This is a genomic window from Nocardia sp. NPDC059229 (assembly GCF_042754165.1).
Lineage (GTDB): Bacteria > Actinomycetota > Actinomycetes > Mycobacteriales > Mycobacteriaceae > Nocardia.
In genome coordinates, this window is the sequence record NZ_JBHZAK010000009.1 from 150014 (window position 1) to 165512 (window position 15499).

2 protein-coding genes (1 of these 2 only partly in view) are annotated in these 15499 nt (G+C 69.5%); both read right to left on the reverse strand.

The window, feature by feature from the left end:
- Complete coding sequence (locus ACFXHE_RS21835; protein ID WP_379385663.1) at nt 1–7563, reverse strand: amino acid adenylation domain-containing protein; 7563 nt, start codon at nt 7561–7563, stop codon at nt 1–3.
- A protein-coding gene (locus tag ACFXHE_RS21840) for an amino acid adenylation domain-containing protein (RefSeq protein ID WP_379385665.1) crosses the window boundary here: on the reverse strand, nt 7560–15499 show its 3' portion. Its footprint extends 2485 nt past the window's final position; the window shows 7940 of its 10425 coding nt (coding positions 2486–10425); its start codon lies off the right edge, out of view; the stop codon is at nt 7560–7562. The genes ACFXHE_RS21835 and ACFXHE_RS21840 overlap by 4 nt, the downstream gene beginning before the upstream one ends.

Here is a 15499-nt window from a genome sequence, read left to right on the forward strand (position 1 = left end):
CTACACACGGGGGTGGTGTGGGACCTGGTCTCCGAGGTCTGCCCGGTGCCGGGGGTGAGCGGTGGCCGCCGGTTCGGTACACAGTGTCTCCATGGCGGTGGTCATCGCGGTGACAATGGATTCGACGGTGGGGTGGTCGAAAAGTTCGGCGGCGTAGATCATTTCGCCGTGGATTCCGGCGTGGTCGCCGTCGGGGGTGTACTCCTCACGCAGGTTGAGCAGGAGTTCCCAGGGGATGTGGCGGACCGGGACCGGGCGGTGGCGGATGGTCAGTTCGGCTCCGGCTGTGGCGATTTCGGCTCCGCGAAGGTAGGTGACCATGACCTGGAAAAGCGGGTGGTGGGTTCGGGAGCGGGGTGGGTTGAGGAGTTCGACGAGGTTGTCGAACGGGAACTCCTTGTTGTCGTAGGCGGCGAGGACGCGTTCGCGGACCTGTTGGACGAGGTCGGAGTGGGGCGGGTCGCCGGAGAGGTCGACGCGGACGATCGCGGTGTCGACTACGCAGCCGACCAGGTCCTGCAGGCCCTCGGCGTCGCGGGCGCTCAGGGCGACGCCGATGGGCAGGTCGGGGCCCGCGCCCCGGTCGTACAGGGCGAGGGCGAGGGCGGTGTGGACGAGCATGTAGATGCTGGCGCGGTGGGTGCGGGCGGCGCGGGCGAGGGCGCGGTGGGTGGCCGCGTCGAGGTGGACGGGGACGGCTGCCGCGGTGTTCTCCCGGCGTTCGGCGCGCGGACGATCAGTGGGTAGCACCGGATGTGGTGGCAGCCCGTCGAGTGCGGTGCGCCAGTAGCGCGCCTGCCGGGCCAGCAGGCGGCCGTGCACGTCCCCGGACTCGAGCAATCGCCTCAACCACAGTGTGTAGTCTGCGAACTGTGTTGCCGCAGTGGACCATTGGGGCGCTTGTCCGGTAGCACGGGCACGGTAGGCGGTGAGCAGGTCCCGCTGGATCACAGGCAGGGATTCTCCGTCGGCGGCGACATGGTGGATTACGCCGAGCAGGATGTGGTGCTCGGGGCTCGAGCGGTAGAGGCGGATGCGCAGGGGTGTTTCCGTGGTGAGGTCGAAGCCCCGTCGCAGCTCGGAATCGATTGCACTATCGACGTTTTCGCCGCCGGAGATATCCACAACCCGGAAGTCCGGCCGTGCGGACTCGATCGGCAGGATGCGTTGGATGGGACCGTCCAGGACGTACGGCAGCACGGTGCGCAGGATTTCGTGCCGTTCGACCAGATCGTTCACGGCCGCTTCCACCGCCTGGATGTCGAGCGGACCGTGCAGTTCGATTCCGGTGGTGATCAGATAGTCGGGGCGGTTGCCGCTGAGATAATTCACGGTCCACAGCCCCTGCTGTATGGGCGTGAGCGGGATCGGGTCCGTTCGGCGCACGGCGGCGATGTCGTCTGTCCCGAGTGACAGGGGGCTGTGCGGGAGATCCCCGGTTCCGCGGCGTTCGAGGGTCTGGTCGAGGGCGGCGACGGTCGGCGATTCGAACAGATCACGCAGTGACACCGCGACTCCGAGCGCGGACCGCAAGCCCGCGACTATGCGGATCGCGGACAGCGAGTTGCCGCCGAGCGCGAAGAAGTCATCGGTGAGTCCGACTTCCACCACGCCCAGCGCCCGCGCGAGCGTGGTCGCGATGACCTGCTGCCGTGGTGTGCGAACGGGAACGCGCTCACCGGCCACGGGCATGGGCAGCGCGCCGACATCGAGCTTGCCGATGGGGGTCAGAGGCAATTCGTCCATGGCCACGATGGCCGAGGGCACCAGATACGAGGGCAGGGTTGTGGCCAGCCGGGTGCGCAATGCGGCGGTATCGACGGCGCCGTCCCCTACGACGTGGGCGATGAGCGACTGTCCGCTCGCGGCCCGGCGCGCCGTGACGATCGCCGCGGTGATGCCGGGCTCGCGAAGGATGGCCGCCTCTACCTCTCCCGGTTCGACGCGAAAACCGTTGACCTTCAACTGCCGATCGGCACGGCCGAGGAAATGCAGCAGGCCATCGGTGTCCCAGCGCCCGAGATCACCGGTGCGGTACATCCGCCCACCGGCGGCGTCGAACGGGTCGGCGACGAATCGCTCCGCGGTGCGCGCCGGTTCGCGGTGGTAGCCGTTGGCGAGTCCCGCGCCGGACAGGTAGATCTCACCGGTGACCCCGGCGGGTACCGGTCGCAGCGCCGAGTCCAGTACCGCGACACGGGTATTGTCGGCCGGGCGTCCGACCGGGACCGGCCGGTCCGGCGACATGTCGTCCGGGAGCGCAAAGCTGAGCACGAAGCTGGTCGCTTCGACCGGCCCGTACAGATTTCTCACCACGGGTGGGTGCTCGCCGCGCCGCACGGCCGCGGCGGCGTGCGGCGGCAGCACATCACCGGCGGACGCGATCATCCGCAGTGCGGCGAGCTCGTTCGGAATTTGCTCGGCCAGTATGTGAAACAGGCCCGGCGACAGCATGATCGAGGTGACCCGGCCAGCGCGCAGTACCTCGCTGTAGTCGTGCACATCGAGGACGCCGGAGCGCGCGAGCACCACGGTGTGACCATTGAGCAGCGGCAGCCACATCTCCCACACCACCATGTCCCAGGTGTAGGGCAGATGCATCAGCATCCGCTGATGCCCGTCGTCCCAGCCGATCCGATCGCGGGCGCGCGTCACGATATTGCGGTGGGTGACCTCCACGCCCTTGGCCGCACCGGTCGATCCGGAGGTGAACATGAGCGTGGCCAGGGCATCGGCCGGCACGGCGACGCCGAGATCGCTGTCGTCGAACTCGGTTGCCGCACCGTCGAGTTCATGTATCACCAGTTCGGCACCGGTGAACGCCAGCAGCCGCCGCACGTGCGCGGGCGGGTAGCGGTCGCTGAGCGGTACGCATACCGCGCCCAACTTGGCGATGGCGAGAAAAACGACCACGAGATCGACCGAGCGCGGCAATGCGATGCCGATCGGCACGCCCGGTCCCGCACCGCGGGCGCGCAGCCAGCGGGCGACCTGATTGGCGCGCGCGTTCAACTCGACGTAGGTGAGCTCCGCACCGTCGCACCAGAGTGCGACATCGTGTGCGTGCGCCCGTACGGTCGACTCGAAACACTGTGCGAGCCCGCCATTCTCGATGTCGGCCGTCGCGCCGCGTCCGGCGGCGAGCAGTTCGGCTCGGTGCGCGGGCGGCAGCAGGTCGAGCTGGCCCACCGGGGACTGCCGCGGTGTGGTGAGCGCCGCCGCGGCGACGAGGATGCGCGACCACAGCTCGTCGACCTCGGTGAGGGCATCGACCTGTTCGAGCTGCACCGCGATTCGGAAGGTCAGCGCGCCCGCAGCGGGCTCCACGATGACGGTCAGCGGGAAATGTGTTCCGCCGACAACATTCACGGAGGTCACCCGCAAGTCCGCGTCCGGATCGTCGAGCAGAGCGGTATCGATGGGGAAGTTCTCGAAGACGAGCGAGGTGTCGAACAGGTCGCTCGCGCTCGCCGCCGCCAGGATGTCGGGCAGCCCGAGATGGTCGTGCTCCATCAACGCCACGCGTTCCCGCTGAATCCGGACCGCGAGTTCGATCGGCGTCTCCGACATGCGCGAGCGCACCCGCAGCGGCACGGTATTCATGAGCAGTCCCACGGCACCGTCCAGATCACCGCCATCGCGGCCGGAGACGGTGATGCCGAAGGCGACGTCATCGCTTCCGGTCAGATTCGACATCACGAGCGCCCACAGCGCCTGGATCATCGAGTTGAGCGTCAGCCCGTGCGCCGCGGCCTGTTCGCGCAGCGCGGTGACCGTGGCGGCGGGCAGGATGAAACTGCGCTCCTCGGGCCGCCGCCACCGCCGCTGGTCGGCCCGCGCGACCTTGCACGGTTCGGCTCCGGTGAGGGCCTGGGCCCAGGCCCGGCGCGCACCGTCGCGGTCCTGCGCCGCGGACCATTCGAGGAATGCGGTGAACGGTGTGGCAGCGGGCAATTCGAGGCCCCGGTAGCCCAGCAGTAGTTCACGGAGCAGGATGCCCAGCGACCAGCCGTCGAGCAGCGCATGGTGGTGCGTCACGAGCAGGGTCGCGGAGTTCGGCCCGGTGCGAACGAGAGTGACCGTGAGCAGCGGACCCACCAGCGGCTCCGTGTGCGTGTCCTCGGCGCGCACCCGCTCCACCGCCTCGTCACGCTGGCCCGACGTCGGATCGCCGAGATCCACTACCCGCCAGGGCAACTCGATGTCAGCGCGAATCTCGTATTCCGGTATATCGCCATCCACGACGAACCGGCCCAGCAGGTGCGGATGCCGGTCGAGCACCGCACGCAGGGCAGCGCTCAGCCGCTCCGCGTCGATCGGGCCGTCCACCGTCAGCACAACCTGTATGAGATAGGGGTCCTCGCCTTCCCCGCCCTGGTACAGCGAGTGGAACAACAGCCCGGCCTGCAAGGGAGTCGCGGGCAGAAAAGTACGGCCGTTGCGCATGGCGAGCGGGCTCACCGCCGCTCGGGCGGGCACCGGCGAAGGCGTCCCGACCGTGCGCGCCAGCGCACGAATACTCTGGTGTTCGAACACATCCCGCGGTGTGATCGCGAGCCCGGCAGCACGGGCCCGGTCCGACAGCCGGATGGCGAGGATGCTGTCCCCGCCGATGGCGAAGAAACCGTCTTCGACGCCGAAACCCTTGTGCCCGAGCACTTCCTCGAACACGTTGCGCAGCCGTGCCTCGGCATCGCCACGCGGCGAAGCACCGTCGGCGGGCGCCGTGCCATCAATGGTGAGTGCGCGCAGAGCGCGTTCGTCGATCTTGCCGTTGGAGGTCGTCGGGATGGCGTCGACCGCCACGATGATGGACGGAACAGCATGTGCGGGAAGCCGTTCGGCAATCGCGGTGCGCACCGCGCCGATATCGATACCCGGGCCGGCGACATAGGCGACCAGCCGCCGGTCACCGGGCCGGTGTTCCACGATCAGCACCACCGCCGCACGCACCGCCGGGAGTGCGCACAGGGCGGCCTCGATCTCGCCCGGTTCGATGCGGAAGCCGCGGATCTTCACCTGCCGGTCGGCTCGCCCGAGGTATTCAAGTGTCCCGTCCTCGGTCCACCGCGCCACATCGCCGCTGCGATACATGACGGTGCCGGGTCCGCCGAAGGGATCGGCGGTGAAGCGCACGGCGGTGCGGCCCGGCTGGCGCAGATATCCCGCGGTGACGCCGGGACCGGCGACGTAGAGCTCACCCGGCACCCCGGGCGCGGCGGGTCGCAGCGCGGCGTCGAGGATGTACACGGCCAGATCCGGTATAGCCGTGCCGATTTCGCCGGCCGACGCGACACCGGTCAGCGGCGTTCCGGTGGTGAACACCGTCGTCTCGGTAATGCCGTACATATTGACCAGGCGCGGCGCCTGCGGATCGTGCCGCGCCCACCACTCGGCCAGCCGCCACGGCTCCACCGGCTCACCGCCGAACAGCACGTAACGCAGTGCGAGCCGGTCACTTTCGGCCGGCCGGCTCGCCTCGGCGTCGACCAGCATGCCGAAGGCGGAAGGCGTCTGATTGAGCACCGTGACTCGTTGCGTCACCAGCAGTTCGAGAAATTCACGCGGCGATCGTGCCGTCTCGGCGTCGACGATGACCAGCTTGCCGCCGTGGCCCAGCGCTCCCCAGATCTCCCACACCGAGAAGTCGAATGCGGCGGAGTGGAAAAGGGTCCAGACATCATCGGGCCCGAACTCGAACCACGGCCGGGTCGCGGTGAGCAGCCGGACCACATTCGCGTGTGTGACGACCACGCCCTTCGGGCGGCCGGTCGTTCCGGAGGTGTGAATCACGTAGGCAGGCAATTGCGGCGACCGCGGCACAGCGTGTTCGCTCGGAACGACCTGCAACGGGTCCCCGATGCGCAGGGCGGGCGCGGCCGAGATCCCCTCCGGGAGTTCGACTCCGGCACCCGTGAGTACGAGCGCCGGTGCGGCATCGTCGAGGACCGCACGCAGCCGCCCGTGCGGATAGCTCGGATCGAGCGGTACATAGGCCGCACCCGCGCGCAGCACCGCGATGATGGCGACGATGAGGTCCACGGAGCGCGGCAGTGCGAGGCCGACGAATTCCCCCGGGCCGACGCCGTATCCGGCAATGATCCGGGCCAGTCTGCGAGCCCGCTCGTCGAGTTCGGCATAGGTGAGCTGTTCGTCGCCGTGCACCACGGCAACGGCCCCACCGTTCGCGGCCACCATGCGGTCGAATCGATCGACGAGCGTCTCGGTCACCTCGTCGGTGGCCGACGGCCCGGCCGGTTCCGCTGTGGGCCGCAGCATGCCGAGCGGGAGTTCCTCCGGAGCCACGGCCAGGGCGGCAACGGTCTCGGTGAGCCGGTGGTGGTGCGCGGCGAGGTCGCGTTCGGAGTACCGCAGCGCCGTCGATTCCAGCACCACCGACAGCGCCGGATCGCCGTTGTCGTAGACGCTGATGTTCAGATTGTCGGAGCGTCCGGCCGCCAAATGCCGCAGGGAGGCGGATTCGGATCCGAAGCGCAGATCCTTCTGTATGGGCATCACATTGACGGTGGGCCCGAGGATGCCGCCTTCGAGCCCGCTCCCGCCCAGGTCGGCGAGCATATCGCCGTACTGGAAACGCTGGTGGCGCAGAGTGATCAGGGATTCGGCGCGCACGGTGGCGAGGAGCTCGCCGAGAGTGGCGGCCGGATCGACCGTGATCCGCAGCGGCAGGATGTTCGCCGTCATACCGAGTGCGTGGCGGGAGCGCTTGGCGGGTACCGCCAAACCGACAGTGACCGTGCGCGTGCCCGAATCCGCGTGCAACAGCAGCGCGATGGCGGCGAGCATCCACACCGGCCACGGGGTCCCGGTGGCATCCGCCCGGGCGCGCAGTGTCTTCCACTCGGCTTCGGCGAGCACTCCGGCCTGCCGCAGGTACCGATTGCCATCCGCGGCCGCCGGCGCGGCGGCGAACTGCGGTGGCTCGTAGGACCCGCCGATGGCGAGCCGCTGCGCCCAGAATTCGCGGTCGGCCGCGAACCGTGTGGAAGTCCGGAACCGCTCGTCCTCGGCGACCAGATCCGCCACCCGGTCGAATACCGATTCCTCCACCGGGCGCCCGTCGAGCAGCGCGGTGTAGGTGTCGGCGACACGCCGGATGAAGGCGGCCGAGGACGCCCCGTCGAGCACCACGTGATGCGAGCGAATGAACCACAGCGTGCCCGCCTCGCCGACATCGAGCAGATGGTGTTCGAACAGCGGCGCGCGCCCCAGGTCGAACGGCCGCTGCAGGGCCGCCTCCATGAACCGCAACGCCTCCCCGTGCGCGTCCGCCGCGCCGCGGAAGCTGTTGCGGTGCAAGGGCCAGTCCGGCATCTCCTCCACCACCTGCACGAGCGATCCGTCGGCCTCGGTGTCGAAGCGCACGCGCAGTGATTCCGCCCCGGCGGTGACGAGGCGCAGTGCCCGTTCGAACACCGCCTCGTCGAGCGCGCCGTGAATCTGCACGTAGCCGCCGACGATCAGACGCTGCCCGGTGGCGTCGAGTTGCTGTGCGACCCAGACATGTTGCTGCGCACGTGTCAGCGGTAGGCGCCGGGTCATGCTAGCTCCTCGATGGTCGAGTGGGGACGGCGGGCGATGGCGGTCAGCAGTTCCCGCATGGTGGCCCCGATCTCGGCCACCTGTGACTCATCGAAAACATCTCGGAGATAACCGATTCGAACTCTCAACTCGAGTCCCGGATCGACGGTGACCGACAGCGGATAGTGGGTGGCGTCGGTGAGTTCGAGGCGCCCGCCGGTCACGCCGTCGAGGGTGGCGACCGCGGCGGTGAGTTGCTCGGCGTCCACCGGATAGGACTCGAAAACCAGCACCGTGTCGAACAGCAGGTCGCGCAGGCCGGCGGCGGCGTGGATCTCACTCAGCCCGAGCTGGTGGTGTTCGATCATTTCGGCCTGTTCGACCTGCACCGCGCGCAGCAGATCCGCCACGGGCATGCGCGGACCGAATTGCACACGCACCGGCACGGTGTTGATGCACAGTCCGACAATGGATTCCACGCCGGGCAGTGCGGCGGGCCGACCGGAGACGGTCGCGCCGAAGACCACGTCACCGCGTCCGAGCCTGCGCCCCAGCAGAATTGCCCAGACCACCTGCACCACGGTGTTGACAGTGACACCTGTTTCGGCGGCGGTCGCGACGAGTGCGCCGGTGGTCTCCGCATCGAGAGACCACCGGTATTCCCCTGTCGTGACCGTACTTTCGCGGAAGCGGGTGGGCGGGGCGACCAGGGTCCGCTCGGCCACACCGTCCAGGGCTCGCTGCCAGGCCCGAGTGGATGCGGCCGCGTCCCGGTCGTGGTTCCAGGCGAGGTAGTCGCGGAAGGATCCGTGCGGCGCGCGCAGCGGCACACCGGCGTAGAGCGCCAGCAGATCGCGCAGTACCAGCGGCACCGACCAGCCATCGAACAGGATGTGGTGGTAGGTCACGATCAGCACCGGCTCCGCCTCCGCGACACGCGCGAGCGTGAAGCGCAGCAGCGGTGGTCGGGCCGGATCGAATCGACGTGCACGCTCCTGTGCCGCCAGCGCCACGAGATCGTCCACCGTGGCCAGATCCACTTCACGCCAAGGCAGTTCGGCTGTTTCGGGCACCACCTGCATGGGCTTGCCCGAATCGTCGAAGACGAAGGCCGCGCGCAGGTTCGCATGGCGCTGCAGGATGTCCTGCCCGGCCTGTCGCAGCCGATCGCGGTCGATCGCCCCACCGGGTCGCACCACCGTCTGCACGTTGTAGACGTCGGCGACGCCGGAAGCGGACGGCATGGCCATGACAGCGTGGAGCAACAACCCCGACTGCAGCGGTGTGAGTGGCCACACGTCGGTGAGCCGGCCGTAATCCCGCTCCCAGCCGGTGATGTCGTCACGGCTCACCCGCACCAGCGGGAAGTCCGACGGCGTGTGCCCGCCCGCGCGTTCATCCCGGGCGTGCGTGGCGATGGCTCCCAGCGCGGTCACCCACAGCCGCGCCAGCTCCGAGACCGCCGCCTCGTCGAGAAGCGTGGTGGGATAGGTGAATCCGGCGCGCAGCCGGGTGCCCGTCACGAGCGCGTTCACGTCGATGGCGGCGGCCGCGGGCAGGTCCGGGTCCGGGTCGGCATCCGGTGTCGCGAGCACCTCCGCACCGCGGTCGTCGACGCGGCCCAGGTAGTTGAAGGCGACCTGCCCGGGCATCGCCGCCGGGAGCTGCTGGACGGCATCGGGATTCAGGTAGCGCAGCAATCCGTAGCCGATTCCGTGATCGGGGATGGCACGCAGCTGTTCCTTGATCGTCTTGAGCAGGGCACCGGTCGCATCGGTCCCGGCCAATGCCGCCTCGATATCGATCCCACCGATATCGAGCCGAACAGGGTACAGCGAGGTGAACCAGCCGACAGTGCGGGACAGGTCCGCGCCCGGCGCGACCTGTTCCTCGCGCCCGTGGCCTTCCACCCGCAGCAGCGAGACCCGAGCGTGCGTGCCCCGCCGGGCACGCCAGACCGCGAGCGCGACGGCCAGCGCGGCGATCAGGACCTCGTCGGCACCCGCATGGAAGCGTGCGGGAACGGTCCGCACGAGCGCCTCGGTCACCGTTTCGTCCGCGGTGACTTCGACCGTCGCGAGCCGGGCGGCGGTATCGACGGCGGGGTCCAGCGGCCGGTAGCCCAGCAGGGGATCCGGTGTCGCGCAGACCTGCCGCCAGAAATCGAGCTCGGCGACCCGATCCGGTGCGTGCGCGGCGTCGACCAGGCTGTGCGCCCAGCGGCGCATGGAGGTTCCGACCGGATCCAGCCGCGGCACGACGCCACTCGCGGCATTCGCGAGGGCCGCGAACAGGTCGGGCAGCAGGATGCGCCAGGACACGCCGTCGACGGCAAGATGGTGCACGGAGATGATCAGCCTGCCCGGCACGCTCCCGCGCTCGGCATCGAGCCGGACGAACTGCGCCATCACCCCGGCGGCCGGATCGAGGCGATCCAGCGCGGCGTCGAGTTCCGCGGCGATGAGCTCTCGCAGGGTATCGGCGTCCGTGGCATCGTCGAAGGTGCCGCGGTGCACCAGTTCCGACGCGTCCAGCGCATCCGTCGGCATGGTTTCGAGTCGCCATTCGCCGGAGTCGTCGCGGAACAGCCTGCTGCGCAACATGTCATGGCGGTCGATCAGCGCCGAGACGGCCTGGATCAGGGCGTCGTGCCCGGTCCGAGCGGGCAGTTCGACGGTGACGGTTTGATCGACCCGGCGGAAGCCGCCGCCACGTTCGGTCAGCCACCGGACCACGGGCGTCAGCGGCATGGCGCCGATCCCGCCGCCGGGCAATTCCGGCAGCAGGCGCGGCGCGCCGGCAGCGGCCTCCGGTGTCCTTGCCACAGAGGCGATCCCGGCCACGGTCCGGCGCTCGAACACCTCGCGCGGCGTGAAGTGCAGGCCGCGAGCCCGCGCCCGGGAGGCCAGCTGAATGGAGATGATGCTGTCCCCGCCGAGCGCGAAGAACGAGTCGTCCACACCCGGCCGGTCGACGCCGAGCACCTCGGTGAAGAGCTCGGCCACCACCTTTTCGGCGGGGGTCCGCGGTGCCCGATCCGAGCGCGACACCAGGACGGGGTCGGGCAGTGCGGCCACGTCGAGCTTGCCGTTGCCGGTCAGCGGCAGCGTATCGACCGGCACGATGGCAGCCGGTCGCATGTAGACGGGAACACGCTGTGCGATATGCGTTTCCAGTGTCTCGGCCGCGAGCGCATCATGAGTGCCGGATACCACATAGGCGATCAGGCGTGCCGATCCGGAATCCCCGGTCCGGGCCACGACGACCGCCCGGGCCACCGACTCGTGTTCGAGCAGCGCGGCCTCGATCTCCCCCGGTTCGATGCGGTAGCCGCGAATCTTCACCTGCTGGTCGCTACGGCCGAGGTATTCCAGCTGCCCGTCGCCATTCCAGCGCGCCAGATCACCGGTGCGATACATGCGGGTGCCGGGTGCACCGAACGGATCCGCCACGTAGCGCTCCGCGGTGGTCGCGGGGCGGGCGCGATAACCACGGGCAAGCTGGGCTCCCGCGAGATAGATCTCGCCGCGTGAGCCGACAGGCGTCGGCCGCAGCCACGAATCCAGCACGCGCACAGTCATTCCCGGTAAGCCACGACCGACAACGCTGGCAGTTGCCGACCCGGCGTGGGCACGGTCCACCGCGAAGTGTGTGGCGTGCACGGTCGCCTCGGTGATGCCGTACAGATTCGAGATCCGGACCTCCCCGGCCGGATCCGTGTCGTACCACGCCCGCAGGAGACGCGGATCCAGCGCTTCGCCGCCGAGCACGATATGCCGGAGCGCGGGCACGACGGCGCGGCGCAGGCCGGTATCGAGCAGTGCGCCGAAGGCCGAGGGTGTCTGGCTCAGCACCGTAATACCCTCGCGGGCCATGAGTTCGGCGAACTCGCCCGGTGAACGTGTCACGTCGGCGTCCGCGATGACGAGCGTGCCACCACTCGCGAGCGCTCCCCACATCTCCCATGCCGAGAAGTCGAAGGCGGGCGAGTGGAACATGGTCCACACATCGGTGTGGTCGGTATCGACCAGATCCCGCGTCGCGGCGAGCATGGCGACGACATTGCGATGCGTCACGCTCACGCCCTTGGGGCGCCCCGTGGAACCTGACGTGTACAGCACGTAGGCGACATTGTCCGGGCCCGAGGCGACCGAGGCGACTGCGGCGCCGCTGCGGTCGACGCTGTCGAGCACCAGGTACGGCTGGTCGCCCGCGGGCAGTGCCGCACGGTCGGCGGCGGTGGTCACGACGCAGACCGGGTTCGTTTCAGCGAGGATGAATTCGAGCCGCTGCGCCGGATTACCGAGGTCGAGCGGGACGTAGCCCGCCCCCGATTTCAGCACTCCCAGCAGCGTCACGATCAGCTCCACCGACCGTGAAACACCCACGGCAACCAGCGATTCCACGCCGACGCCGCGCGCCGCGAGAGCGCAGGCCAGGTCATCGGATGCCTCGTCGAGGTCCCGATAGGTCAAAGCTCGGTCGCCGAATCGCACCGCGACGGCATCCGCGCGCACCGCGGCCCGGGCACGGAACAGGTCCACGAGCGTCACGTCCGGCACCGGCGCGGCGGGGCGCTGCCAGTCCCGCACCCGGCGGTGTTCCGCCTCGCCGATCGGATCGATGTCCGCCACAGCGGTATTCGGATTCGCGGCGAGCGCCGCCAGCACCCGGGTCAGCCGTTCGCCCAGTCGTGACACGGTCTCCGCGTCGAGCAGCTCGGGCCACCAGCCGGCCAGCAGGTGCAGGCGATCGGTTTGGCGGACAGTCAGTGTCAGCGCGTAGTGCGTCGCCTCCCTGGACTCGAATCCGCCGATCGCCAATCCGGCGAATGCGAGGGCATCCGACCGCAGTTTCGCCTCGTCGACGGGGTAGGACTCGACGACCAGCAGCGTGTCGAACAGGTTCCGCTCACCGACACCGGTCTGCGCGCCGATATCCGGCAGGCCCAGGTGGTGGTGGGCCGTCAGTTCGAACTGCTCACGCTGTACGCGACGCAGCAGCGCGCCCACGGACTCGCCCGGGGCCAGCCGAATGCGCACCGGGATCGTATTGATGAACAACCCGACGATGTTCTCGACGCCCGCGAGGTCGGCGGGGCGGCCGGAGACCGTGGTGCCGAAGAGGACGTCGTCGCGATCGGTGGTGCGCGCGAGCAGGATTGCCCAGGCGGCCTGCACGACGGTATTGATCGTCACCTCGAACTCGGCCGCCAGGCCGATCAGCGCCCGGGTCTGCGCCACGTCCAGGTCGAACGCCCGCTCCTGGGGCAGCCCGGTGTGGGCGTGCACCGCAGCGGTGTCCGCGAGCAGCGTCGGCTCCGTTACCCCGGCCAGCGCCTTGGCCCACACCCGCCGGGAACGTGAATCGTCCTGCCGGGCGAGCCATTCCACATAGCGGCGGTAAGGAGGCGGGGATTCGACCGCGAAACCGGCGTAACCGGCCATGATCTCGCGCAGCAGCAGCGGGATGGACCAACCGTCGAGAAGCACGTGGTGGCAGGTCACGGCGAACCGGGTCCGCCCGTCGCCGAGGCGGAGCAGTAGGAAGCGCAGCAGCGGCGGGGCGGTGAGGTCGAACGGCATCGTACGTTCGGCGACGAGCAGGCGCTCGCCGGCGCCGGTCGCCCCGGACAGGTCGACCTCTCGCCAGGGCAGGACCACATCACCGGTGACGATCTGGACGGGCGTCCCGGCGGCATCCACCTCGAAGGCGGTGCGCAGGTTGGCATGTCGCTCCAGCACGGCCGCCGCGGCCGACCGCAGCCGCGACGCGTCGACCACGCCCTCCAGGCCCAGCACGAGCTGCACAGTGTACACGTCGACCGCGTCCGGATCGAACAGGGCGTGGAACATCATGCCGGACTGCAACGGCGTAGCCGGCCACACCTCGCTCAGCGTCGGGTACCGCTGTTCCCAGACTTCGATATCGCCCTGTGTGACGGACACGAGGGGGAAGTCGGACGGGGTGTGTCCGCCGTTGTAACGAGGATCGCGCGCGTGCCGCGCCACGGCGCCGAGCGCCGCACGCCACAGCTCGACCAGTTCCTCGCCCGCGGCCTCGCCGAATATGCCACGCGCATAGCCGAAGCCGGTCACCAGGCGATGGCCGAGCACAATGGAATCCACTTCCACGGCACCCAGCGCGCCACGGCCGGCGTCGGGACGAACGGCCAGCATGCCGAATTCGGTGGAGGGCAGGAAGCCGATTCCGGCGAGTTCCTCCGGAATGTCGAGGCCGGCGATGTGCCCGAAGTAGTTGAACGAGATCTCCCCCGGCTCGCCCGGTGGCAGTGCGGCGGCGGTGTCCTCGTTCAGGTATCGGAGCAGGCCGTAGCCGAGGCCATTGTGCGGCGCTGCCCGCAGCTGTTCCTTGACGGCCTTGAGGGCGACTCCCATGGCCGGGCCGCCGCCGAAGGCGTCGTCGAGATCCACTCCGGTCAGGTCCAGCCGGGCCGGGACGATGGAGGTGAACCAGCCGACGGTGCGCGACAGTTCCGTCCCGGGCACCGCGTCCTGTTCGCGGCCATGGCCTTCCAGGCGCAGCAGCACCGACCGCTCGTCCTCGCCGCGCCGCGACCGCCAGCGCGTCACCGCCAGCGCGAGCGCGGTCAGCAGCGCGTCCGCGACGCGGGCCCGGTAGCGGTCCGGAATGACGGTGAGGATGGCGGCGGTATCGCGTTCGTCGAGTTCGACGAAGGTGTGCGCCACGTCGGCCGCCATATCGCGGTGGGGATCGAAGGGCCGCTCGGCGAAGGACGGCGCCGGGCCCTCGACGATCTCGCGCCACAGCGGCAGCTCGGCGGTGAGCGCCTCGGTGTGCGCGGCGTCGACGAGGGCGTGCGCCCATCGGCGCATGGATGTTCCGACCGCGGGCAGCCGCGGCGTCTTCCCCGCCGCGACCGCCGCCCATGCGGCAATGAAGTCGGGCAACAGAATTCGCCAGGAGACGCCGTCGACGGCGATGTGGTGCGCGGCGATGACGAGCATTCCGGGGGCGGTGCCCGAATCCGGTGTCAGCCAGACGAACCGCAGTACCGCACCGGCGGACGGGTCGATCCGGTCGATGGCCGCGTTCAGCTCGGCTTCGGCGAGTACCCGGAGTTCCTCACCGGTGAGGTCGGTGTCGTAGGTCACCTGGTGGATGAGCGAGTCCACATCGACGCTGCCCGGCGGTGTGACCCGCAGCCGCCATTCCACCGAGCCGTCGCGGTAGAGCCGCGAGCGCAGCATGTCGTGGTGATCGACGACCGCGGAGAGGGTGGAAACCAGTGCGCCGCGGTCGATTCCGGCCGGCAGGTCCAGTGTCATGGACTGGCAGAAACGATCGAAGGTGCCGCCGCGCTCGACCATGAATCGGAGGACCGGGTTGAGCGGCAGTTCGCCGACGCCGCCGCCGGGCAGCTCGGCGAGCGGCGGAATCTCCTCCCGGCCCGCGGTTTCGGCGATGGCCGCCAGGCGGCCGACGGTGCGGTGCTCGTAGACCTGTTGCGCGGTCACCGCGATACCGCGCGAGCGCGCCCGGGACACCAGCAGGATCGACATGATGCTGTCGCCGCCGAGCCCGAAGAAGGAGTCGTCGACACCGATGCGGTCCCGGCCGAGCACCTCGGCGTAGGCGGCGGCGAGCGCGGTTTCGGTGTCGGTGCGCGGGGCGCGGAAGGCCACCGTCTCGACATCGGGTGCGGGCAGGGCCTTTCGATCCACTTTGCCGGAACGGTTGACCGGCAGCTCGGGAAGACCGATGATCACGGCGGGCACCAGGTGCCTGGGCAGTACCGCACGCAACCGCTGGTCCAGAGCGTCCGGATCGATGGTGTGCCCGGCGGCCGGGGTGACGTAGGCGATCAGGCGACCACCGGCATGGTTGCGGTCATCGACGACGGCAACTGCCTGGGCCACGGATTCCTGTGCGGCGAGCACCGATTCGAGCTCGCCGAGTTCGATGCGCACGCCGC

Coding starts and splice junctions, on each gene's coding strand:
- ACFXHE_RS21835 (WP_379385663.1), bottom strand. CDS start 7,563: ATGACCCGGCGCCTACCGCTGACACGTGCGCAGCAACATGTCTGGGTC.